This is a genomic window from Micromonospora sp. BL1, from assembly GCF_003667485.1.
Classification (GTDB): Bacteria; Actinomycetota; Actinomycetes; order Mycobacteriales; family Micromonosporaceae; genus Micromonospora; species Micromonospora tulbaghiae.
Window position 1 is genome coordinate 37,485 of sequence record NZ_RCVK01000202.1, and the last position, 23,128, is coordinate 60,612.

At 74.6% G+C, this 23,128-nt stretch carries 20 protein-coding genes and 1 riboswitch; of the genes, 4 read left to right on the forward strand and 16 right to left on the reverse strand.

The annotated features are described in order from the left end of the window. Positions 1-59: 59 nt before the first annotated feature. The 12 genes from EAD96_RS10555 to EAD96_RS10610 form a co-directional block, all read right to left on the reverse strand. A complete protein-coding gene (locus tag EAD96_RS10555; RefSeq protein WP_121684143.1) occupies positions 60-1,016 on the reverse strand; it encodes a Gfo/Idh/MocA family oxidoreductase in 957 nt (318 codons plus the stop codon). Beyond that, the gene (locus EAD96_RS10560) at positions 1,000-1,890 is read right to left on the reverse strand and encodes an inositol monophosphatase family protein (protein ID WP_121684144.1); all 891 of its coding nucleotides are present in this window, start codon (positions 1,888-1,890) and stop codon (positions 1,000-1,002) included. The genes EAD96_RS10555 and EAD96_RS10560 overlap by 17 nt, the downstream gene beginning before the upstream one ends. Beyond that, on the reverse strand, positions 1,887-2,420 hold the full coding sequence (locus EAD96_RS10565) for a flavin reductase family protein (RefSeq protein ID WP_120570346.1): 534 nt from the start codon (positions 2,418-2,420) through the stop codon (positions 1,887-1,889). The genes EAD96_RS10560 and EAD96_RS10565 overlap by 4 nt, the downstream gene beginning before the upstream one ends. Next, complete coding sequence (locus EAD96_RS10570; protein WP_121684145.1) at positions 2,420-3,910, reverse strand: amino acid adenylation domain-containing protein; 1,491 nt, start codon at positions 3,908-3,910, stop codon at positions 2,420-2,422. Before EAD96_RS10570 ends, EAD96_RS10565 begins: the two co-directional genes overlap by 1 nt. A gap of 67 nt (positions 3,911-3,977) precedes the next feature. Next, positions 3,978-5,018 (reverse strand): acyl-CoA dehydrogenase family protein, encoded by a 1,041-nt coding sequence (locus tag EAD96_RS10575; RefSeq protein ID WP_233585627.1) that lies wholly within the window; start codon positions 5,016-5,018, stop codon positions 3,978-3,980. Between the two features lie 97 nt (positions 5,019-5,115). Next, positions 5,116-6,276 carry an acyl-CoA dehydrogenase family protein gene (locus EAD96_RS10580; RefSeq protein WP_120570343.1) on the reverse strand — a complete coding sequence of 387 codons (1,161 nt, stop codon included), beginning with the start codon at positions 6,274-6,276 and terminating at the stop codon, positions 5,116-5,118. Beyond that, positions 6,273-6,527: a phosphopantetheine-binding protein gene (locus EAD96_RS10585; protein ID WP_114920141.1), complete on the reverse strand. Its 255-nt coding sequence runs from the start codon at positions 6,525-6,527 to the stop codon at positions 6,273-6,275. Before EAD96_RS10585 ends, EAD96_RS10580 begins: the two co-directional genes overlap by 4 nt. 5 nt (positions 6,528-6,532) lie before the next feature. Further along, complete coding sequence (locus EAD96_RS10590) at positions 6,533-7,780, reverse strand: alanine racemase (RefSeq protein ID WP_121684159.1); 1,248 nt, start codon at positions 7,778-7,780, stop codon at positions 6,533-6,535. Further along, positions 7,773-9,272, reverse strand: a complete 1,500-nt coding sequence (locus EAD96_RS10595) for a class I adenylate-forming enzyme family protein (RefSeq protein ID WP_121684146.1) — start codon at positions 9,270-9,272, stop codon at positions 7,773-7,775. The genes EAD96_RS10590 and EAD96_RS10595 overlap by 8 nt, the downstream gene beginning before the upstream one ends. Next, a complete protein-coding gene (locus EAD96_RS10600; protein WP_121684147.1) occupies positions 9,269-10,513 on the reverse strand; it encodes an acyl carrier protein in 1,245 nt (414 codons plus the stop codon). The genes EAD96_RS10595 and EAD96_RS10600 overlap by 4 nt, the downstream gene beginning before the upstream one ends. 76 nt (positions 10,514-10,589) lie before the next feature. Next, positions 10,590-11,810, reverse strand: a complete 1,221-nt coding sequence (locus tag EAD96_RS10605; RefSeq protein WP_120570339.1) for an inositol-3-phosphate synthase — start codon at positions 11,808-11,810, stop codon at positions 10,590-10,592. 40 nt (positions 11,811-11,850) lie between these two features. Next, entirely contained in the window at positions 11,851-13,125 is a 1,275-nt protein-coding gene (locus EAD96_RS10610; RefSeq protein WP_233585628.1) for a DegT/DnrJ/EryC1/StrS family aminotransferase, read from the reverse strand. Between the two features lie 126 nt (positions 13,126-13,251). Here EAD96_RS10610 and EAD96_RS10615 point away from each other — a divergent pair, with 126 nt between their 5' ends. From EAD96_RS10615 to EAD96_RS10625, 3 genes are read left to right on the forward strand one after another with little or no spacing between them, the layout of a single operon-like run. Next, positions 13,252-14,388: a glycosyltransferase gene (locus tag EAD96_RS10615; RefSeq protein WP_233585630.1), complete on the forward strand. Its 1,137-nt coding sequence runs from the start codon at positions 13,252-13,254 to the stop codon at positions 14,386-14,388. A 14-nt stretch (positions 14,389-14,402) separates the two neighbouring features. After that, positions 14,403-15,842, forward strand: coding sequence for a condensation domain-containing protein (locus EAD96_RS10620; protein ID WP_121684150.1), 1,440 nt, complete (start codon positions 14,403-14,405; stop codon positions 15,840-15,842). Positions 15,843-15,880: 38 nt separating this feature from the next. Beyond that, complete coding sequence (locus tag EAD96_RS10625; RefSeq protein ID WP_121684151.1) at positions 15,881-17,116, forward strand: MFS transporter; 1,236 nt, start codon at positions 15,881-15,883, stop codon at positions 17,114-17,116. Between the two features lie 21 nt (positions 17,117-17,137). Here the strand turns inward: EAD96_RS10625 and EAD96_RS10630 are convergent, their stop codons facing one another. Beyond that, on the reverse strand, positions 17,138-18,166 hold the full coding sequence (locus EAD96_RS10630; RefSeq protein WP_121684152.1) for a ribonucleotide-diphosphate reductase subunit beta: 1,029 nt from the start codon (positions 18,164-18,166) through the stop codon (positions 17,138-17,140). Continuing rightward, positions 18,157-20,490 carry a ribonucleoside-diphosphate reductase subunit alpha gene (locus tag EAD96_RS10635; RefSeq protein WP_233585632.1) on the reverse strand — a complete coding sequence of 778 codons (2,334 nt, stop codon included), beginning with the start codon at positions 20,488-20,490 and terminating at the stop codon, positions 18,157-18,159. The genes EAD96_RS10630 and EAD96_RS10635 overlap by 10 nt, the downstream gene beginning before the upstream one ends. Positions 20,491-20,666: 176 nt before the next feature. After that, positions 20,667-20,883: riboswitch (cobalamin riboswitch) on the reverse strand. Between the two features lie 120 nt (positions 20,884-21,003). Between EAD96_RS10635 and EAD96_RS10640 the strand changes: the two genes are divergently transcribed. After that, positions 21,004-21,831, forward strand: a complete 828-nt coding sequence (locus EAD96_RS10640) for a PrsW family intramembrane metalloprotease (protein ID WP_121684154.1) — start codon at positions 21,004-21,006, stop codon at positions 21,829-21,831. Positions 21,832-21,895: 64 nt separating this feature from the next. On the opposite strand, the gene EAD96_RS10645 is transcribed toward EAD96_RS10640, so the two are convergent. Then, positions 21,896-22,516, reverse strand: coding sequence for a LysE family translocator (locus EAD96_RS10645; protein ID WP_121684155.1), 621 nt, complete (start codon positions 22,514-22,516; stop codon positions 21,896-21,898). Between the two features lie 3 nt (positions 22,517-22,519). After that, positions 22,520-23,032 (reverse strand): acyl-CoA thioesterase, encoded by a 513-nt coding sequence (locus tag EAD96_RS10650; RefSeq protein ID WP_121684156.1) that lies wholly within the window; start codon positions 23,030-23,032, stop codon positions 22,520-22,522. Positions 23,033-23,128 lie beyond the last annotated feature (96 nt).

Here is a 23,128-nt window from a genome sequence, read left to right on the forward strand (position 1 = left end):
TACCGATGGATTTCCCACCTTCGGCTGGGGAATACCGCGCTCCCAGATGGTGCAAGTAGTCACCGATCGGTGTGTACTTCGTGACCCCGGGTGAGTTGCGCTGTCGCCCGCCGCGCCGCGTCGAGCACCGCCACCGCGTCCGCCACCCCGGCGCCCGCAGACCGGCCCTCCCGGACCAGCCCGGCGAAGTCCTCCGCCTGGCGGGCCAGGGCCGCGTACATGGTGGCGTCCCCGTCGGCCGGGTCGAGGAAGGTCAGCCGCTCGTGGTCCCGGGTGCCGAAGACCTCCACCGTCGCCATGTCGCCGCCCCGGTGGTGCCGGCCGAGCGAGACCAGCGCGGTGCCGCCGCCGGACAGGCCGAGCAACGCCTGGGCGCTGTCCACGTCCCGGCCGCGTACCGCCGGGTCGGTGACCGGCCCGGCCGGCTGCACCGCGACGCGGTCGACCTCCTGCCCGGTCAGCCACCGGATCTGGTCGAACTCGTGCACGCCCATGTCCACGAAGATCCCGCCGCTGCCGGTGCGGAACGCCGCCGCCGGCGGCTCGCCGTCCCACTGCGCCGCGGCCACGAACAGGACCTCGCCCAGTTCGCCGTCGGCGATCCGCTCCCGCAGCCGGTGCAGCTGCGGGACGAACCGGCGCCAGTAGGCGACCTGGAACGGGATCCCGGCGGCGGCGGCCACCCGTCCCGCCTCGGCCGCCTCGGCCGGGTCGAGCCCGGCCGGCTTCTCGCACAGCACCGGCAGCCCGGCCTTGGCCGCGGCCGCGACCAGCGCGCCGTGCCGCCCGGTGGGCGCGGTCACCAGCAGACCGTCCGGCACGGCGTCCGTGAGCAGGTCCTCCACGCTCGGGTACGCCGGCAGCCCGGCCGCGGCGACCGCCTCCCGTGCCGCCGGAACCGGGTCGACCACGTACCGGATCCGGACCGCCGGGTGGTCGGCCAGGGCCCGCAGGTGGTGGTGGCCCATCCGGCCCGCTCCCACCAGCGCCAGCCGGAACTCATCGCTGCCGGTCATCGTCGCTTCCCCTCTCCTCGTCGGTGCCGTCGGTGCCGTCGGTGCCGTCGCGGCCGTCGGTGCCGTCGTGGCCGTCCGTGCCGCTGTCGCCCAGCCAGCCGGCCAGCGCGGCCACCACGGCCGGCGCGCCGGTGCCGAACACCTCGAACCCGTCGTGGCGCCACCGCCGGCTCACGCCGCCGGCGGCCTCCACCAGCGCGGCCCCGGCCGCGATGTCCCACGGCGCGGGGTCGAAGCTGAGGAACGCGTCCAGTTCCCCGCGGGCCACCGCGGCCAGGTCGCAGACGGTGGAGCCGGTGTTGCGCAGGTCGGCGACGCGCGGCGCGACGCCGACGAGCGCCTGGTACGCCCGCCGCCGCGGACCGGGCGCGTTCGGTACCGCGAACGCCACCAGGGCGTGCCCCGGCTCGGCCTCGCGGTTGACCGCGACCGGGGCGTCGCCGTCGAGCGCGCCGCCGTCGTCGAGCACCAGGCAGGCGCCGGTGGCCGGTTGCAGGACGGTGGCCGCGACCACCTGCCCGTCGCCCACGTCGCAGCCGGTCGCCACCGCGATGCTGACCGCGTAGCGGCTCGCGCCGTGGCTGAAGTTCAGCGTGCCGTCGAGCGGGTCGACGATCCAGCGCAGGCCGGAACAGCCGTCGCTGGCCCCGGACTCCTCGGCCAGGACGGCGTCCTGCGGCCGGTCGCGGGCGAGCAGGCCGAGGATGGCCCGTTCGCTGGCGTGGTCGGCGCTGGTCACCGGATCCTGGGCCGCGCCGCCCTTGTGTTCGGTCTGCAGGCCCCGGCCCCGCGCCTCGCGGATCGCGTCCGCACCGGCCCGCGCCGCGCGCAGGCTCAGGTGGCGCAGGTCGCCGGGAGCGGCACTGACGCTCATCGCGCCACCTGCGCTTCCCGCGGCGCGGCGAGCCGCGCGTAGTCGCCGTCCACGAACAGCAGCGGCGGCGTAGGCCGGAGCAGGCCCGCGGAGCGGACCTCGCCCATCAGCACCGCGTGGTCACCGGCCGGGTCGGCGGAGACCGCCTCGCAGCCGAAGTACGCCACCCCGTCGGTCAGGCGCGGGCAGCCGGTCGCCCGTTCGTGGTCGTAGGCCACACCCGCGAAGCCGTCGGCGCCCGCCGGCCGGCCCCGGCTGGCGAACCAGGCCGCCTCCTCGCGCTGGTCGTCGCCGAGGACCGTCACCGCGAACCGGCCGGTACGCCGCACCGCGCCGAGCAGCCGGCAGTCCCGCCGGAGGCAGACCAGCAGCATCCGTGGTGACAGCGACACGGTGGTGAAGGAGTTGACGGTCATCCCCACCGGGCCGTCGGGTCCGACGGCTGTCGCCACGGCCACGCCGGTGGCGAAGCGTCCGGCCACCGAGCGGAACGCCCGTTCCTGGTCCTGTCCGTTCCCTGTGCTGGTCATCACCGTGCTCCTCTCGTCGCGCTGCCGACCAGGTCGGCGGTCCGGCGCCGGTCGGTCTTGCCGTTGGCGTTCGTGGGCAGGGCGGCCACGTGGTGGATCCGGGCCGGCACCATGTAGCCGGGCAGGCGGTCCGCGCACCGGCGGGTCAGCTCGTCGGTGATCCCGTCGGCGCCGGTGTAGACCGCCCGCAGGGAGACGTCGTCGCCCGCGCCGAACGCCAGCACCACCGCGTCCTGCACGCCCGGGTGGCCACGCAGGACCATCTCGATCTCGCCCAGCTCGATCCGGTAGCCGCGCAGCTTCACCTGGTCGTCCAGGCGCCCGTGGTGCACGAGCGTGCCGTGCTCGCGGCGGACCCGGTCACCGGTGCGGTAGTACCGGCGGCCTGCGTCCGTGACGAACCGGTCCTCGTCGTCGGCCGGGTCGAGGTAGCCGTCGAACCGCTGCGGCCCGTGCACGCACAGCTCGCCGCCGTCACCGCCGACCGTGCCGTCCTCCGCGCGCAGGATCGCGTCGAGCCCGGGGTGCGCGTCGCCGATCGGCACGGTGCCGTTCGAGGTCGCCGGCCAGGCCGCCGGATCCGCGGGCAGCCGGTGACCGGTGCAGGTCACGGTCAGCTCGGTGGGACCGTAGAGGTTCTCCACCACGCTGCCCGGCGCCGCCGCCGCCCACGCCCGCGCCTGCTCCAGCGTCAGCGCCTCACCGGCGAAGAGGCTGTGCCGCAGGCCGGGCATGGCGCCGGGGGAGAGCATCCGCATCCGGCGGGCCAGCGAGACCACCGAGGGCACCGAGAACCAGTGCGTGATCCGCCGCTCGTTGACGAACCGCACCGGCGTCAGCACCTCGTCCGGCTGCGGCACCACGAGCGTGGCGCCGCCACCCCAGGCGACGAACATGTCGAACACGGACGGGTCGAAGGTCAGGTCGAAGGTCTGCGACAGGCGGTCGCCCGGGCCGACCGGGTAGCGGTCCCGGCAGTGCGTGAGGAACGCGTCCACGTTGCGGTGGCGGATCGGCACGCCCTTGGGCCGCCCGGTCGAGCCGGAGGTGAACAGCAGGTACGCCACGTCGTCCGGCGCCACCGGGGCGGCCGGCGGCGGGACGCCCGGCGCGCCGTCGAGGCGTACCGTCACGGCGTCGCCCGCGACCTGCGCCGCCGTCGCGGCGCCGGCGTCGTCGACCACCAGCGCGTCCACGCCGGCGTCCCGGCACGCCCGGGCGGTGCGGGCCGGCGGGAAGGCCGGGTTGAGCGGCACCACCACCGCTCCGGCGCGCAGCGCGGCCAGATAACCGGCGTACGCGGGCAGGCTGCGGGCGGCCAGCAGGCCGACCGCGCGGGGGCGCCGGCCCACCTCGGCGTGGATCCGCCCGGCGAGGCCGTCGGCGAGGTCGCGCAGCCGGCGGTAGGTCACCGGCTCCCCGCCGACCTCCAGCGCGACCGCCTCAGGCACGCGTTCGACGGTCCGCTCGAACCAGGAGTAGAGACTCACGGCGTTGCTCCCTTCACTGTGCTGTCGTCGATCGGTCTTGCGGCGCCGCCGGCGTGGGACGCCGCGCTCAGGTCACCGCGCCCGCCAGTTCGTCGGCGTGGTCGGCGATGCCGGCGAGCATCGCGCCGGTGGCGCCACCGGCGATGCCGAACATGGCCGCCTCGGTGCGCAGCTGTGCCTCCCCGCCGTCGCGGAACGCGTCCGCGCCGCGCAGGCGCACCGCCTCGGCGGCGACCCGGTCCACGGTCTCGGCGGCGCTGACCTTCAGCAGCATCCCGGTGACCGCGGACGGGACGGCGGCCGGCGCGTCCAGCAGCGGCGCGCACAGCGCGTCGAGCTGGTGCGTGGCGACCAGGCATCGGGCGTACCGCTCGCGGACCGCCGGGCGGTCCCAGAGCGTGCCCGCCCCGGCCGGTCGCCGCCGCAGCCAGTCGCGCAGGCCCGCCAGCATCCGGTGGCACATCGCCCGGGCCCACAGCGCTCCGGCGACCCGTTCGACGCCGACCTGCCGGGCGAACCCGGCCAGCGCCCGGCCGGGGCGGCCCAGCACGGCGTCCGGGCCCAGCGCCACGCCGGCGAAGCGCAGGTGGCCCACGCCGGACCCGGCGAACGCCCGGCCGGCGGACCCGACCGTCACGCCCGGCGCGCCGGCCGGCACCAGCAGCCAGCAGAAGCTGGTGAAGTGCCGCGCCTCGCGGTGCCGGGCCAGCACGAGCGCCGCGTCGCAGCTCGTCGCGTTGGTGATCCAGTCCTTGCCGCCGTCCAGGACGGCGCCGTCGTCGCCCAGCTTCACCCGGGTCGCGGCGTCGAGCAGGTCCGAGCCCGACCCGCCGGCGTCGGTGACGGCCAGCGCCACCACCGTCTCGCCGCGCAGCATCCCGCGCCGCGCGCGCTCCGCCGGCCCGGTCGCGCCGGCCAGCAGCGGCAGCACGGTGGCGACCTGGACGCAGACCGACAGCGTCACGCCGAGCGGGCACCGGGCGTCCAGTTCGGTGAGCAGCACCGACAGCCGCCGGGGGTCCGGCTGCACGCCGTCCGGGTAGAGCGCCTCGACGATCCCGGCGGCGCCCAGCGCGCGCCACACGGCGCCGGGGTCGCCGAGGTCCACTCCGGACAGCGCAGCCCGTACGGAGGCGGCCTGGTCCCCGGGCGGCGGTGTCGGCGTCGTCGGCGTCGGCGGCGGCGGCGGTGTCGGCGTCGTCGGCTCAGGCAAGACGCACCCCCGGGTCGCGCAGCGACAGCGCCCCGTTGGCCAGGCGCAGCCGGTCGTTGGCGTAGTTCAGCGAGGCCGAGCGCAGATCCCGGAACGTGCGCTCCAGCGTCAGCGGCGAGTCGGTCAGGTAGCCGTGGCGCAGGCCCGCCAGCTCGACCAGTTCGTGCGCGGCGGCGAAGGACTCCTCGGCCGCGCGGATCTTCAGCGTGTTGAGCAGCATCTGCACCGGTGCCGCCGACATGTCCGGCGCGTCGGTGACCACCGAGACGGTGTGGCGCAGCAACGCGTGCGCCGCGTCCAGCCGGGCCCGGATGCCGGCCAGCCGCAGCAGCACCAGCTCGGAGGAGGGGGCGAACTGCCGCCGTCCCGCCTCGCTGCGGGCGTGCCGCAGCACCCGGCCGTACGCGCCGGCCGCCGCCCCGATCCAGGCCGCCGCCCAGCCGACGTGCGCCAGCGGCGCGAAGACGGTGGTGGCGATCTCCCGGAAGCCGCCGTGCTCGCCGACCACCTGCCACTGCGGCACCGCGCCGCGCAGCCGCATCGGCACGCTGTGCGTGGCCCGCATGCCCAGCGGGCGCCACCCGCCGGTCACCTCGATCTCCACCTGGTCCCGGTCGGCGTAGACCAGGTCCACCTGGGCGGCCGAGTCGGCCCCCGGGGCGCGGGTGGTGATCAGGAAGGCGTCGGCGTACGGGCCGCCGGTGACGATCGGCGCCTGCCGGTCGACGCGCAGCATCTCGCCGTCGTGCTCCAGCGCCGACTCGGCGGTCATCAGGTGACCGCCCTTGCCGGCCTCGGTGGTGACCGAGCCGAGATACCGCTCGCCCCGGGCCACCGCCGGCAGCACCTCGGCGCGCAGCTTCTCCCCGCCGTACGCGGTGATCGCGGCGACCTGCTGGCAGTGCATGGCGAAGACCATCGCCACCGACATGTCCACCCGGCCCAGCGCCAGCGTGACGTCGACCAGGTCCGGCAGCGTACCGCCGGCGCCGCCCTCGGCTTCGGGGACCAGCAGCCCCAGCAGCCCGGTACGGCGCATGGCGGCCAGCGCCTCGGTCGGGAAGACGGCGTTCTCGTCGGCCTCCCGGGCGTGCTCCGCCGCCACGTCGGCGACGGTCTCGACGGCCGGGGCGTACCCGGCGGGCGCGGTCATCGGGAACCACCGCCGACCGGGGTGCGCAGTTCCTCGACCACGCTCCACAGTCCACCGGCGGTGGCGAAGGTCGAGTCGACGAGCTTGTCGTCGGGCACGGCGACCCCGAACGTGTCCTCGATGGCGAACAGCAGCTCGATCTCGCGCATCGAGTCCAGGCCGAGGTCGCGCAGGCGGGACTCCTCGGTGATCTCGTCCGGGCCGGCGAACTTGAGGAACGGGCGGAGCAACTCGGTGAATTCGGCGTTCATTGACGTCACCTTTCTTCTCGGGTTTCGGCAGTGGCGCCCGGCGCGTCGACCGGGTGCCGCGTCAGGGTCAGCCGGGACGTCTCGACGACGCGGTCGCCGTCGCAGACGACCTCGACCGGCGCGGGGTGGCCGAGGAAGGCCAGCAGGCTCGCCGAGAGCCCGTAGGCCCCGACGTTCGGCACGGCCAGCACGTCGCCCGGCCGTACGTCGGGCAGGTTCGCGGCGCGGGCCCAGGTGTCCAGCGGCGTGCACAGCGGCCCGGCGACGATCGCGGCCTCCAGCGGCGCGCCGTCGCGGCCGTCGGCGGCGTGCAGGGCGGGTACGAGCGGCGGCAGCCGGCGCAGGCCGGACATCCCGCCGAGGTGGTTGATGCCGGACTCCAGCACCACCACCGGCGTGCCCTGCGACCGCTTGACGTCCAGCACGCGCGTCAGCAGCGTGCCGGCGGTGGCGGTGAGGAACCGGCCCGACTCGAAGGCGACTGTCGGCGCCCCGTCGCGCCAGCCGGGGAAGAGCTCGTCCAGGGCCGGGGCGACCCGGTCGGCGAGGCCGGTCAGGTCCGCGTTGTGGCCGGGCCGGGCGAACGGCGCGCCGAAGCCCCCGCCGAGGTCGAGCAGGGCCAGGTCGACGTCGAGCAGGTCCCGCAGCCGCCGGGCGGTACGTGCCGCGGCGGTGAACTGGGCCACCAGCGCGTCCACCGAGTCGACGTTGCTGCCGGTGTAGAGGTGGAATCCCCGGACCGGGGCCGACGGGCGGGAGCGGAACCGCTGGGGTTCCCGCTCGATCCAGTCGGCGTCGGCGCCGAACTGCGACGCGACGCCGGTCATGGTGAGCCCCTGACCCGGGTTGGGCACCCGGTCGTTGACGCGCAGCAGGCACCGCAGTTCCACGCCGTGCGCGGTGGCTATCCGGTCGGCCTGGTCCAGGCCCTCGGGCGAGTCGACGGAGAACCAGCGGACACCGGCGCGCACCGCCTCGGCCACCTCGGCGTCGCGTTTGCCCGGTCCGGTGTAGAGCATGCGGTCGCCCGGCACGCCGGCCCGCAGTGCCGCGGCCAGCTCGCCCTCGGAGCAGATCTCCGCGTCGCAGCCGGCGGTGTGCAGCGCCGCCACCAGGGCCGGGTGCGGGTTGGCCTTGAGCGAGTAGAACAGCCGGCTCGGTGCGGGCAGCGCGGCGACCAGGGTGGCGTGGTTGGCGCGTACCCGGGCCAGGTCGTAGCGGTACGCCGGGGTGTCGAAGGGCAGGTCAGCCATCGTGCTCACCCGCCAGCCGGGCCAGCGCCCGCCGGTCCACCTTGCCGTTGCCGGTCAGTGGCAGGTCGGGCAGCACGACGCAGTGCGCCGGCACCTTCATCTCCTCCAGCTGTTCCCGCAGCCGGCGCAGCACGTCGGCGGGGGTCAGCTCGGCCACCACGAACAGCGTCGCGCCGTCGCGGCCGTCGGCCGGCGGCAGCACCCCGGCCGCGTCCACGCCGTCGACCCGGTACGCGGCGGCCTCCACCTCGGTGGCGCTGACCCGGGTGCCCTTCTCCTTGTAGACGTCGTCGCGGCGGCCGGCGAAGTGGACGTACCCGTCGGCGTCCACGTGACCGTGGTCGCCGGTGTGCAGCTGCGGGAACAGTCCGTGGGCGCGGCGGAACCGCTGGGCGGTCAGCTCGGGCCGCCGCCAGTAGCCGGCCATCACGTGCGGGCCGCGTACCACCAGCTCGCCGCGGACGCCCGGAGGCTGGCGCCGCCCCTCGGCGTCCACCGTGAAGATCTCGGTGCCGGGCAGCGCCCGCCCGCAGGCGCCGGGCCGGCGCAGGTCGGCGTCCGGCGGCATGATCGCCGCGCGTTTGCACTCGGTGAGGCCGAACATGAGCTGGACGGCCAGGCCGGGCAGCAGCCGGCGCAGGCCGGCCAGCACCTCGGGCGGCATGGCCGCGCCGGTGTTGGTGAGCAGGCGCAGCGGCGGGCGGGGCGCGCCGGCCCGGCCGAGCAGCCGCAGCAGGTTGATCGCGAGCGACGGTACGCAGGGCAGCACCGTGGCGCCGGACTCGACAAGTGTCGCCAGCAGGCGGCCACCGGTGTCCCCGGCGTCGCCCAGGCGCAGCCGGGCACCGGCGACGGTGCTGAGGAAGATCTGGTAGAGGCCGTAGTCGAACGAGGGCGGCAGCAGGACGTGCACCACGTCGTCGGGCCGGTAGCGCAGCTCCGACTGGATCGCCCGCACCGCGAACGTGACCTGGGCGTGCGTGGAGACCACCGCCTTGGGCATGCCGGTGCTGCCGGAGGTGTAGATCAGGCAGACCGGGTCGACCGAGAGCGGGGCCGGGCCGGTGGGCGTGCCGCTGATCGCCGCGGCGGACGCGGCGCGGCGTGCCTCGTCCGCGCCGCGAACCGGGACGCCGCGGGCGCGGGACAGGCCGGCCAGGACCGGGTCGTCGGTGAGGACCAGGCCCGGCTCGGCGTCGTCGAGCACGTGGGCGAGGGCGACCTCGGGGGCCGGCGTGCGCAGGACGACGAAGACACCGCCGGTACGGGCGACCGCGTACAGCAGCGCCGGCAGGGTCGCGTCGGTGGGCAGCGCCACCAGCACCCGATCGCCGCGCCGGATGCCCTGCCCGCGCAGCCACCCGGCGAGGCGCAGGCTGTCCGCCCGCACCTGACGGTACGTGCGCTCGACGGTCCCGTCCCCGGCGGCGGGCGCGTCGGGGCGCGCGTCGGCGGTGCGGTCCAGCAGGTCGTGCAGGAGTTCGGTACTCATCGGGCACCTCCGGTGGCGGCGCCGAACATGGCGCACAGGGAGCCGACGTCGCGCAGGTCGGCCGCGGACAGCGCGGTGGCCGGAACCTCGACGCCGAGCCGACGTTCGACCCGGTCGATGACGTCGACCAGCCGGAACGAGTCGAAGCCGGGCAGTTCCCGGAGCACGTCGGTGGTGCGCAGGGCCGAACCGTCCAGGTCCAGGGTGTCGCCGAGCGCGCCGAGCACCGCCGCGCGTACGCCGTCGTCACCGGCCCGGTCCGGCGCGGCCGGTGCGGCGTCGTCGCCGGTCCCGGCGGCCGGTCCGGCGATCGACTCCAGCGCGGCCAGGTGGTCGGCGATCAGCGCGCCGAGCGCGTCCGCCAGTTCCGGCGCGGCCGGCCGGCCCGCCTGGGCCCGCCGCAACGCCACGTAGCTGCGCGTGGCGAGTTGCTGCCAGCGCGCGGCCTGCCCGGCCAGCGCGGCGGCGGCCTCCGGCGCGACCGCCGCGAGCCAGCGTTCGTGCAGGTCGCGGGCGCGAGCCAGCAGCCAGACGTCGAGCACGAAGCGGTGCAGCCCGGCCACCGTGTCCAGGGCGGCGGCGGTGCGGGCCAGGTAGCTGTCGATCTCCGGGCGGGCCCGTCCGGCCCGGGCGGCGTTGCCGGCGAGCATGGCGGGCACGTCGATCGCCGGGGCCGGGTGCGCGGTCACCGCCAGTGTGTGCGCGCCCCCGGCCAGCGCCGCGTCGAATGCGGCGTCGGGCAGCCGCCACACACCGGGCCGTGCGGGCCCCCAGGCGGTGTCGTTGTGGTACGCGTCGACCACTGTGACCTCGTCCGGCCCGGCGGCCGTGACGAGGAAGCTGTGCCGCATGTGCTCGTGCTCGTGGTAGGGGCACCACGGCAGGTCGTACGCGTCGGCGGTGACGTAGAGCGGCTGGCCCGGGGCGCACAGCCGGCGTACCTGCGGGCCGTCGAGCTGCATCCACCGGCCCTCGACCCGCAGGCCGAGCAGGTCGACCGCCTCGGTGGCCCGGTCGTCCGAGGTCGCCTCGACGGTGACCAGGCCGTCCTGGTCCCGGGTGCGGAACCCGTACCGGGCGCCGAGGGCGAGGTGGCTGCCGGACCCGTTCGCGTGGTCGGCCAGCAGGGCGAAGCTCGTCTGGAGACAGTCCAGCGCGGTCGCGTGCAGACCGGTCAGGATCGGTGTCCACACCGGATCCGTGGTCGGCCGGTCGGGCGCGTTCGGGACGTGGTGGGACATGGGGAACTCCTCGATGCGGATACGTGGGGCGGGGCCGCCGGCGCGGAGGGTGCCGCGCCGGCGGCCGGTGCGAAGGTCAGCTGTCGGCGCGGCCGTCCAGACCGTTGGCCCAGGTGGAGAGCGCCTGCGCCTGCTCGGCCAGCGCGTGCTCGTCGGTGCCGATCGGGTCCTTGAAGAAGAACCCCAGCTCCTCGATCGGGCCGACGTGCCCGGCGCGGTGCGCCGCGGCGGTCAGCCGGGCCAGGTCGAGCACCAGCGGCGCGGCCAGCGTCGAGTCCACCCCGCTCCAGGTCAGTTGCATGGACATCCGGACGCCGAGGAACCCCTCGAACGAGACGTGGTCCCACGCGGTCTTGTGGTCGCCCAGGTCCGGCACGTTGTCGATGTGCAGCGGGGCCGTGACGTCCTCACCGAGCAGCGCGGGCAGCACGCCCGACTTCGAGCTGAGCTTGCTGCGGGCGTTGCGCGGATCCTCCAGCGTGGCGCCGTCGCCGCCGCCGAGCAGGTTGACCCCGGCCCAGGAGAGCACGTGCAGGGCGCGGGAGGTGAACATCGGCGCCAGGGCGGTACGCAGCAGCGTCTCCCCGGTCTTGCCGTCGGAGCCGGCGAACGGCACGCGCTCCCGCTGCGCCATCATCTCCAGCGCGGGCAGCCGGGCGCCGGTGGACGGGGTGAAGTCGACGAAGCCGCAACCGGCCTGGAACGCCGCGTACGCGACCACCGAGCTGGCCGGCAGCGCCTTGTCGTCCGGGTCGGCCATGGCGCGGGTCAGCGCGTCCAGGTCGTCGTGCTCGGGCCGGTGGTCGGCCGGCGGCTCGGTCGAGGACACGTTGATGACGACGACCCGGGACAGCCCGTTGCGGCTGCGGAACTCCTCGATGTCGCCGGCCAGCCGGTCGACCACCTCGGCCAGCGGTGCGGTCTCGGTACGCGCGTCGTATCCGGTGCGCAGGTTCTGCTCGACCTCGGGCAGGCTGCCGCGCACGGCGGCCAGCACGGGTGCCGGGATGACGCCGGAGTCGACGAGCGACTCGGCCTTCTTCTCCAGCGGCGTGTCGACGATGTCGTGCCCGCCGACGACCAGGTCGTTCCAGCTCGCCAGCGGCGCGTCGCGCAGCATGCCGGTGTCGGTGACGCAGCCGGTCGAGTCGGCCATGCCGGCGCGCAGCGCCAGCAGACCGGTGATCGCGGTGGTGGCGACCGAACCGCGGGCGCCGTTGAGCCACACGCCGACGGGCGCGTCCGTGTCGGGGGACGAGGTCGGGGCGTGCGTGGTCTCGCGATGGGTGACGGTCACGGGAAGACTCCTTCTGTGGGTGCGCCGGTGGCGGCGCGGATCAGCGGGCGAACACCTTGGCGACGGCGGCGGCGATGTCCTCCATGTCCTGTTCGGTGCCGAGGAAGGTGCTGTGGTGCGTCTGGACGGTGTGGGCGGCGAGCCATTCGGTGTTCGGGTACGTGCGCTCCCGGTGGATCGCCGCGAAGCGTTCGGCCAGCGGTGCGAGCAGCGGCTTCGTCCAGGGCTGGAGCAGCCGGCTGCGGTGCAGCGGCTCGTCGGTGCAGTAGAAGCGCCGGCCCAGCTCGGCGGTGAGCGCGGCGGCCACGGCGGCGTTGTCCATGCCGGCCGGCAGCTCGTCGAAGACGACGGTGCCCTCGTAGATGGAGATGCGGGTCTGGCCCGCCGCGGGTCGCAGCAGCCGTACGCCGTCGACGCCGGCCAGCATCTCGCCGAGCAGCCGGTAGTTGTGGTTGCGGACGCCGTGCTGCTCGTCCAGGGTGGTCAGTTGCGCGCAGGCCACGGCCGCGGAGAACTCGTTCAGGCAGAAGTTGGCGCCCTGCACGCCGGCGCTTTCCTCCAGGTCCAGTTCGCCGGCCGGCGTCCGGTCGCCCCGGTAGCGGCGCGAGTCGGCCCGCAGTTCCTGCAGCACCGGCGCGAGCGTGTCGTCGTCGGTGACCACGGCCCCGCCCTCCCCGCAGGTGAGCACCTTGCCGTGCTGGAAGCTGAAGCAGCCGAGCCGGCCGAGCGAGCCGGCCTGACGGCCCTGCCAGGTGGCGCCGTGGGCCTGCGCGCAGTCCTCCACGACGGAGATGCCGCGCGGCCGGGTGACCGCGTCGAGTGCCGGCACGTCGGCCATGTTGGAGGCCCAGTGCACGGCGACCACCGCGCGCGGGTCCACCGACAGGTCGAGGTCGTTCGGCCCGACGCACCCGGTGTCCCGGTCGACGTCGACGAGCACCGGGACCAGGCCGGCGCGCAGCGCGGCGGTCGCGGAGGCGGTCCAGGTCAGCGCCGGTACGAGCACCGTCTCGCCGTAGCCGAGGCCGAGTGACTCCAGGGCCACCACCAGGGCGCTCGACCCGTGGTCGACCGGTACGCAGTGGCGGGTGCCGACGTAGCGGGCGAAGTCGGCGGCGAAGCGGCGCTCGAACAGGCCGGTGTCGCCGACGGACGGGCTGCTGATCGCCCACCGGCCGCCGGTCAGCACCGCGGAGAGGTTGCCGGCGGCGTCCGGTGCGGGGATCGGCCAGCGTGGCCATGGACGGTCGGGTGGGCGGACCGGCCGGCCACCGTCCACGGCGAGCCGCCGGTCGAGAGGAATGGAGGTCGTCATGTCTTCGACCTTGATGGTCATCGATACATCAGCGGTACACGTGCGATTGCCGGGACGGCCGGTGCTGTGTATCGGCGTTGTATCCGGGTGGTCGAACCTCGGGGCATGAGCCGATCCGTATCGCCTGTGAGTGAACCGACCGAACCCCGCGCCGTCGCGCGTGGCGTCTCCGTCGTCATCCCGGTCAAGGACCGGGTGGCGGAGATGCGCCGCCAGCTCCGCAGCCTGCGTGACGCCGCCCCGAACTGCCCGGAGCCGGTGGAGGTGGTGGTCGTCGACGACTCGGCGCCCACCGCGGCCGCCGCGCACCGCGCCGCCTGTGCCGAGTACGGCGCCCGCTACGTGCGCGGGCCCCGGCACGTCGGGGCCAAACGGAACCTGGGCGCCCGGCACGCCCGGTACGACCTGCTGCTGTTCACCGACTCCGACTGCCGGGTGCCGGCCGACCTGATCACGCGGTACGCGGCCCGGCTGCGCGCCTCCGGCGCGGAGGTCGCCGGCGTCACCGGCCCGGTGATCGTCGAGCCCGGAGACAGCGCGTTCTTCCGCGTGATGCGCCGCTCCTACCTGCTGCTCGGCGACCTGACCCGCCCGCTGCACTACGAGCGCGTGTCCTGGGGCGCCAGCGCGAACCTGGCGGTGAAGCGCTCCGTCTTCGAGGCGGTCGGCGGATTCCCGGAGGACTCCCCGATGCCGCTGGGCGGGGAGGACCTGCACCTCGGGCTGCTCCTCACCGACGCCGGCTACGTGCTGCTCGCCGACCCGGACGGGGTGGTCACGCACGACACCGGCGTCGCCGACACGTTCCGCGCGGTCGCCTACCGGTTCACCACGTACGGACGCTCCGAGCAGTGGCTCTGCCTCGCCCACCCGCACCGGCGCCGGTTCGTGCTCAACACCGCCAGCACGCTCGCCGTGACGGCCCTGGCCGGGCTGCTGACCGCCCGGCGCAGCGGGGGACGCAGCCTGCTCGCGGTGCCGGCCGTCGCGGCCGCCGTGATCGCCGCGAAGACACCCGGCCGGCTCGGTGGGGACCGGGGACCCCGCGCGGTGGCCGAGTCGATGGCCTGCGCGGCGATCGAGACGCTCTTCGACGGCGCCGCGTTCGTCACCTCGCTCCGGCTCGGCCGGCCCGACCTGCTCTTCACCGGCTTCCGCGCGCCGGACGAGGCGGACTACCAGCCGGACGTGGCCGATCACCGGCCGGACGAGGTGGACCGTCGATCGGCCCCGCCGGTGGCCGTGCCGCCGGTGGCGGCCTGACGGGGGGAGTGGCAGTGCCGACGACGTTTCCGCTGGCCCCCGGCCAGCAGATGATGTGGGAGTTCATGACCGCGCTCGACCCGGCGCACCCCGGCGCCTCACGGCTCGTGGTGGTGGAGTTCCGCCGGTTGCGGGGCACGCTGCGGGTCGACGTGCTGCGGCAGGCGATGCAGGACGTGGTGGACCGGCACGACGCGCTGCGGATGCGGTTCGACCGCATCGGCGTGGAGCCCGAGGTGCGGATCCTGCCGCACGTCGAGTCGCCGCTGGAGTACGTCGACCTGTCCGGGCTGCCGCCGGCCGAGCAGCAGGCCCGGGTCGAGCGGATCGCGTACGCGCACCGCAACGACGAGTTCGACCCCGGCCGGGCGCCGCTGTGGCGGGCCGCCCTGGTCCGGCTCTCCGAGACCGAGCACGTGCTCGCGCTGTGCTTCTTCCACATGGTCTCCGACGGCTGGTCGTGCCGCGTCGTGGTGGAGGACCTGTGCCACGCGTACGCGGCCCGGCTCGGCGCGGCCGATCCGCAGCCGCCGCTGGGCGTGGACCCCACCGCGCTCGCCGCGCTCCAGGAGACCGAGCAGGCCGGCAACGGCGTCGACGCCGCCGCCCGGGCCGCGTACTGGCGGGACCTGCTGCGGCCGGTGGAGCCGTACCAGCTCTTCCCGGCGTCGCCGCCGGCGCCGGACGTCGCGCTCAGCGCCGAGGTGGCCACCCGCTTCGCGTTCCCGCCCGAGATCACCGCGCGGCTGCGCCCGGCCGCCCGGCGAGCCCGCACCAGCCCGTACGTGCTGCTGCTCGCCGCGTACCTGGTGCTGCTGTCGAGGCGGGCCGGACGGTCCCGGGTGGTGCTGGGCACCACCACGCTGGGCCGGGAGAGCCCGCTGTCCCGGCAGCTCGTCGGTCAGTTCACCAACAACGTCTACCTGCCGGTCGACGTCGCGCCGGACGCGCCGATGAGCGCTGTGGTCGACGCCGCGCACGCCTCGCTGGCCGGGGCCGTCGCGCACGCCACCTCGTTCCACCGGGTGGCCCGGGCGGTCCGCCCCGACTTCGCGGCGATCCGCCCCTGGCCGGACAACCACCTGTTCGACGCCTGGTTCCAGTCCGCCGCGTCGGCGTCGCCGGTGCTGCACTGCCCGGGCCTGCGGGTGGAGCCGGTCGACATCACCGCCCGGGCCGCGCCCGGCACCCCGTCGCCGGTGGTCGCCGCCGACGTGCCGCCCGAGTGCCTGCCCGTCTGGGTCAAGCGGGGTTCACCGATCGTCGTGGTGGACGACGACCGGGCCGGCGGCGTGGTGATCCGCAACCGTGGCGTCTTCGGCGACGACCTGGTACGCGGGCTGATCGACGACTACGTCGCGGTGGTCTCGGCGCTCGTCACCGACCCGGACGCGACCCCGGAACGGGTACGCCTTCCTGACGGTGCGTGCTTCCTCGACCACGCGATCGGGTAGGAGATCCGACGGACCGACCGGAGAGAGGTACGACGACCATGACGGACACCTCGACGAACCAGCACACGACGGAGCAGCCCGCGCCGCCGGTGCCACGCTCGGCCGTACGGGCCCGCTGGTCGGTGGCGCTGCTCTTCGTCATCATGGGCCTGGCCATCGGCGGGTGGTCGGCCCGCGTGCCGGAGGTGCGGGACGCGGTCGGCGTCGGCAACACCGGCTGGGGCCTGGCCAACATCGCCACGAACGCCGGGGAGCTGGTCTCCCTGGTCGTGGTGGCGGTGCTGATCAGCCGGATCAACACCCGCCGGCTGGCGCTGGCCGGGGCCGCGCTGATCCTGGTCAACGCGCCGCTGCTGGCCGCGTCCACCACTGTGGTGGCGCTGGTCGGCGGGCTCGCGGTCTGGGGTTTCGCGGCGAACCTGCTGGCCACGCCGATGAACGCCCAGTCGGTCGAGGTGCAGAAGCGGTACGGGCGGCCCATCCTGTCCACCTTCCACGCCGGCTTCAGCATCGGCATGCTGGCCGGCGGCCTCTGCGGCACCGGCGCCGCGGCGATCGGGATGTCCCCGTCGGCGCAGATGGCGGTCACCAGCGTCCTGCTGGGCGCGCTGCTGGTCGGCACGCACCGCTGGCTGCCGGACACGCCCCGGCAGGAGACGAAGGACGGCGAGGAACGGCGACGGCTGCGCGACCGGTTCACCCCGCAGCTGCTGCTGCTCGCGGTGATCGCGTTCCTCGCCTCGTTCATCGAGATGGCCGGCGCACAGTGGAGCGCGCTGTACGCGACCGAGGTGGCCGGCGCCGCCGCGGTGCTGGCCGCGGCCACGTACACCTGCCTGTCGCTGGCCGCTACCGTGGCCCGGCTGTTCGGCGACCGGCTGGCCGGCCGGTTCGGGCGGATCCGCTTCGTCCGGCTGTCCGCGCTCGTCGCCACCGCCGGCGTGGCGCTGCCGGTGGCGTACCCCCATCCGGCCGCGGTGATGGCCGGCTTCGGACTGCTCGGCTTCGGCCTGGCGTGCGTGACCCCGACGGTGCTCGGCTTCGCCGGCGAGCAGCCCGGCCTCACCTCGGGTGAGGGCGTCTCGGTGGTGGCGATGGGCCAGTGGCCGGGCGCGTTGCTGGCGGCGCCGGTGATCGGCCTGCTCGCCGGTGCGCTGGACCTGCGCAGCGCGTTCGTGGTGGTGGCCGTGATGGCGGTCGCCGTGGTGGCGTTGATCGGGCGGGTCCGGGCGACGGCGCTGCCCGGCGAGAGCCCGGTCCCGCCCCGGCCGTGACGGCCGGGGCGGGGGCGGCGGTCAGAAGTCGTCGTCGAAGGTGACCGAGCCGGTCACCCCGACCTGGTACGCCGACACCCGGCGTTCGAAGAAGTTGGACAGCTCCTGCACGTCCTGCAGCTCCATGAACGCGAACGGGTTGCCGCTGCCGTACATCGGGGCGATGCCGAGCACGGCGAGGCGCCGGTCGGCCACGTGCTGGAGGTACTCGCGCATGTCGGCCAGGGACATGCCGGGCACGCCCTGCCCGAGCAGGTCCTCGGCGAAGCTCACCTCGCACTCCACCGCCTCGGCCAGCATCTCCCGGACCTGCCGCTCCATCTCGCCGTCGAACAGGTCCGGCTCCTCGGCGCGTACGGTCTCCACCACGTCGAAGGCGAACGCCATGTGCATCGACTCGTCCCGGAACACCCAGTTGGTGCCGGAGGCCAGCCCGTTGAGCAGGCCCCGGGACCGCAGGAAGTAGACGTAGGCGAACGCGCCGTAGAAGAACAGCCCTTCGATGCACGCGGCGAAGCAGATCAGGTTGAGCAGGAACGCCCGCCGGTCCGCGCGGGTCCGCAGTTCCCGCAGCTCGAAGATCGAGTCGATCCACCGGAAGCAGAACTCGGCCTTGCGGGCGATCGACGGGATGTTCTCCACCGCGGCGAATGCGGCGAAGCGTTCCTTCTCGTCCGGCACGTACGTGTCCAGCAGGTTCAGGTAGAACTGGACGTGCACCGCCTCCTCGAAGAGCTGCCGGGACAGGTAGAGCCGGCCCTCGGGGGAGTTGACGTGCTGGTAGAGGTTGAGCACCAGGTTGTTGGCGACGATGGTGTCGCCGGTGGCGAAGAACGCCACCAGCCGCGACACCAGGTGCCGTTCGGCGGGGGACAGCTTCGCCAGGTCGGCGAGGTCTCCGTGCAGGTCGACCTCCTCGACCGTCCAGGTGTTCTTGATGGCGTCCTTGAACCGGTCGAAGAAGCGCGGGTAGCGCATCGGCCGCAGGGTCAGGTCCATGCCGGGGTCGAGCAGCATGTGCCGGGTCGGTGCGGTGGTGGTCACTGGCATGCCTCGCAGCTCTCGGGGTTCTCCAGGGAACAGGCCAGCGCCTCGTCGTCGCTCACGGCGGAGACCACGCCGGAGACCGGGGCGAGCACCGGCGCGACGGTGGCCTGCTGGATGCGGGTGGCGGGACGGGAACGCAGGTAGTAGGTGGTCTTCAGCCCGGCCTTCCAGGCGTACAGGTACATCGAGGAGAGCTTGCCGATGGTCGGCGCGCTCAGGAACAGGTTCAGCGACTGGGACTGGTCGACGAAGGGCGCCCGCGCGGCGGCCAGGTCGATCAGCGCCCGCTGCGGCAGCTCCCAGCCGGTGCGGAACAGCTCCCGCACCGGCGCGGGCAGCTCGGTGATGTCCTGCACCGAGCCCTCGGCCCGCTTGATCCGGTCGCGGACCTGCGGCGTCCACAGCCCGCGCGCCTTCAGCTCCCGCACCAGGTACGTGTTGACCTGGAGGAATTCCCCGGACATGGTCTCGCGCTTGAACAGGTTGGACACCTGCGGCTCGACGCACTCGTAGCAGCCGGCGATGGAGGCGATGGTGGCGGTCGGCGCGATCGCCACCAGCAGCGAGTTGCGCAGCCCGTGGGCGGCGATCCGTTCGCGCAGCGCCGCCCACCGCTGCGTCTGCGCCGGCTCCGCGCCCCACAGGTCCGGGTGCAGGTCACCCTTGGCGGCCCGGGTCTGCGGGTACGCCGGATGCGGGCCGAACTGCTCGGCCAGCCCGGCGGAGGTCTCCAGCGCGGTCAGCAGGATCTCCTCCTGCACGCGGGTGGACAGCTCCCGGGCCTGGGCCGAGTCGAACGGCAGGCGCAGCGTGAAGAACGCGTCCTGCAAGCCCATCAGCCCGAGCCCGACCGGCCGCCAGCGCGGGTTCGACGCCGCCGCCTGCTCGGCCGGGTAGTAGTTGATGTCGATCACCCGGTCGAGGAAGAGCACAGCCGTGCGTACCGTGGCGCGCAGCCGCTCCCAGTCCACGCCGTCGGCGGTGACGTGGGCGCCGAGGTTCACCGAGCCGAGGTTGCACACGGCGGTCTCGGTGTCGTCGTTCACCTCCAGGATCTCGGTGCACAGGTTGGACAGGTGGATCACGTTGCCCGGCTCACCGGTCTGGTTGGACAGCCGGTTCGCGGCGTCCTTGAACGTCATCCAGCCGTTGCCGGTCTGCGCGAGCGTGCGCATCATCCGCCCGTACAGGTCCCGGGCCCGCACCGTGCGGACCGCGTTCTTCTCGGCCGCCCGGTACGCGGCGTCGAACGCCTCGCCGTACAGGTCGGGCAGCTCCGGGGCGTCCGACGGGTCGACGAGCGACCACTCGCCGTCGGCCTCGACCCGGCGCATGAACTCGTCCGGGATCCAGTTGGCCAGGTTGAGGTTGTGCGTACGCCGCGACTCCTCGCCGGTGTTGTCCCGCAGCTCCAGGAACTCCTCCACGTCCGGGTGCCACGGCTCCAGGTAGACGCAGGCCGCGCCCTTGCGCCGGCCGCCCTGGTTGACCGCGGCCACCCCGGCGTCGAGTGTCTTGAGGAACGGCACGATGCCGTTGGACCGGCCGTTGGTGCCCCGGATCAGCGCGCCCCGGCCACGCACCCGCGACCAGGCGATGCCGATGCCGCCGGAGAACTTCGACAGCTTCGCCACCTGGTGGTACCGCTCGTAGATCGAGTCCAGCTCGTCGCGCGGCGAGTCGACCAGGAAGCACGACGACATCTGGGTGTGCCGGGTGCCGGAGTTGAACAGCGTGGGGGAGCTGGGCAGGTAGGCCAGACTGGACATCAGCCGGTAGAACCCGACCGCCTCGCCGGGGGTGCGGGACAGCCCGCAGGCCACCCGCAGCAGCCAGTACTGCGGCGTCTCCACCACCAGCCGGGTCTGGGGGTGCCGCAGCAGGTAGCGGTCGGCCACCGTGCGCAGTCCGAAGTACTCGAACCGCAGGTCGCCGTCCGGGTCCACGGCGTCGTCGAGCTTGCGGGCGTGCCGGGCCACGAACGCGGCCGTCTCGTCGCCGATCAGGCCCAGCCCGTGCGCGTACGCGATCGACTGGCTGAAGCTCGCCACGCCCTGGCCGCGGACCTCCTTGTCCACGTACGCGGCGAGCAGCCGCGCCGCCAGCTTCGAGTACTGCGGCTCCTCGCCGATCAGCTCCGCCGCGGTCTGGATCGACAACCGGTCCAGCTCGGCGGTGGTCGCCCCGTCGTAGAGCCCGCTGATCGTCTTGGTGGCCACCCGCAGCGGGTCCACCTCGTCCAGGTCGGCGACCCAGCGCTCGACCGCCCGGACGATCTTGTTGACGTCCACCGGCTCGGTGTCGCCGTCCCGCTTGCGTACCCGCATGGCCGGGCGGCGGGCCTCGGGCCCGGCGCTCCCGGACGGGGGACTCTCCTGTACGACAGTCATGACCTCTCCTCGCTGTCACCGTCTGGAGACGGCGGGAGACGCCAACGGGCGCGGCACGGCCGGCCCGGCTGCTGGCGTCGGTCGTCCCGCGCGACCTCCGACCGCCGTACGCCGGAGGCGCACGGCGCGCTGGCAGGTCTTCGGACTCGCGGGCCCGACCGGGGTCGCCGGTCGCCTACCGGCCGTCGCTTCCCAGGCCGGTGGCCCAGTGCTGTTGACGGCTGTCGTTCCCACTCACCGCTGCGGGGCAGTCCCGGACTCCCACCGGGTTCCCTCTTGCCTCGGCCCCGCCCCGAAGGGCTCGGCCGAACCAGCTGCGGCACCACCATATATGGCGGTGAGGGCTTGCGTGCAACACCAGATGTCGTGTCGGCGTGTCGGAATGATCTCACCGTCCACAGTGCCCACCCCCGATTCGGGCGCGGCCCGGCGGGCGCGATACTCGGCGGTATGGGGAATACCGGGCGCCGCTGGGCGTGGGTGGCGGTCCTGCTCGTCGGCGTCGGGCTCCACCTGCTGGTGCTGGAGACACTCGCCGGCACCGGGACCGTCACGTTCGTACCGGCGCTGATCGTGCTCGGCGCGTCCGTCGCACCCGCCACGTTCCTGGCCTTCGCCCAGGGACGGCCGGCCCGCCGCCCGGTCCCCGGCTCCGTCGTCGGCGTCGCCGCGCTCCTCGGCGGTGTGATCGGCGTGGTCGCCGCCGGCTGGCTGGAGTACGGCACGCTGCACCGCCTCGGCGTCCTGCCGATGGCGCTCGTCGGCCTGGCCGAGGAGACCGCCAAGCTGATCGTGCCGGCCGGCATCCTCCTGCTGTGGCGGCGGCACCCGTCCCCGGCGCAGGGGCTGGTGATCGGCGTGGCCTCCGGCGCCGGGTTCGCCGCGCTGGAGACCATGGGCTACGCGTTCGCCGCGTTCGTCGGGTCGGAGGGCAACCTCGGCGCGGTCGAGCGGACGCTGCTGGTACGCGGTCTCACCGCGCCCGCCGCGCACCTGGCGTGGACCGGGCTGACCGCCGCCGCGCTGTTCACGTTCGCCGCCGCGCCCGGCGGCCGCAGACTGGCGGCGTTCCTGCTCACCTTCGCCGCCGCCGTCACGCTGCACACCTGCTGGGACACGTTCGGCACCCAGCCCGCGTACGTGTTCATCGGCGGCGTGTCACTGGGCTGGGTGCTGCTACGCCTGCACCTGGACCGCGAGCGTCCGCCGGCGTCGAACCGGGAACGGCCTGATGATCATCGCCAGTTCGCCGAGGCGGCGGGGTCGGAGCACTTCTGATGCCGCCACCCCGGCGTGATGGAGTCGATCAACCGGCCCGGGCATCGCCGAGCCCCGACGCGTCTCAGCCGGCGGCCAGCCGGACGCCGAGCGCGACGAAGGCGACAGCGCAGAGCCGGTCGATGCGCCGCGACCAGCGGCTGTCGCCCCACCGGCCGGCGAACCGCCCGGCGCCCACCCCGAGCGCCAGGTCCACGGTGAGCTGCACCGCGACGAACATCGCACCGAGCAGCACCAGTTGCGCCGCCACCGGGCCCGCCTCGGGCCGGACGAACTGCGGCAGGAACGCCACGCTGAACAGGATCATCTTCGGGTTGAGCAGGTTCGTCAGCAGCCCGCGCCGGAACGCCCGCCCGGCGCCGCCGTCCGGCCGGTCCGCCGGGGCGCGCCGGCCCGTGCCGCGCAGCGCCCGCAGGCCCAGCACGATCAGGTACGCCGCACCGGCCCACCGGATCGCGGTGAACAGCACCGGGGACGCGGCGATGACGGTGGCGAGCCCGGCCACCACGGCGGCGACGTGCACCGCCTCCCCGGCGGCGACCCCGAGCGCGGCCACCGCGCCGGCCCGCGGACCGTACCGGGTGGCGTTCGCGAGCACGAACATCATGTCCGGCCCCGGGGTGAGCATGAGCACCACGATCGCGGCCAGGTAACCGGCGAGCGTGGCCGCCGACAGTCCGAGCACCGCTCAGCCCTCCCCGGCGCCGTCGAGCAGCGCCCGGCGCAGCGCCAGCCGGTGTTCGCGCCGGATCTGCGCCTCCCGGTAACGCCGCCGGTCACCGTCGGTCTCGGCGCGCAGCGGCGGCACCGGCCGGGGCTGCCCGTCGTCGTCGATCGCCACCATCACCAGGTGCGCGGTGGCCACGTCGACCGGCGGCACCGCGCGGTCCCACCGGTCCGCGCTGACCTTCACCGCCACCTCCATCGAGCTGCGGCCGGCCCAGGTGATCCGGGCGTCCACGTGGACCACGTCCCCGACGCGTACCGCGCGCAGGAACGCGGTCTCGTCGATGGCGGCGGTGACGGCCGGTCCGTCGGAGTGGCGGGCGGCGACCACGCCGGCGACGGAGTCGATCAGGTTGAGGATGCGCCCGCCGTGGACCGTGCCCATCAGGTTGGTGTGGTGCTGGTCCATGATCTGCGACAGGGTCAGGTGCGAGGCCGACGGTGGTCGGCCGGTGAGCGTGATGGTGTCGGGCACTGTGCGGTTCCGTCCTCGCAGAAGCGGACCGCCGACCGGCCGGGGTGTGCACGTCGAGGACACGCCGACGGCCCTGCGCACGACGTGTCACCCGCC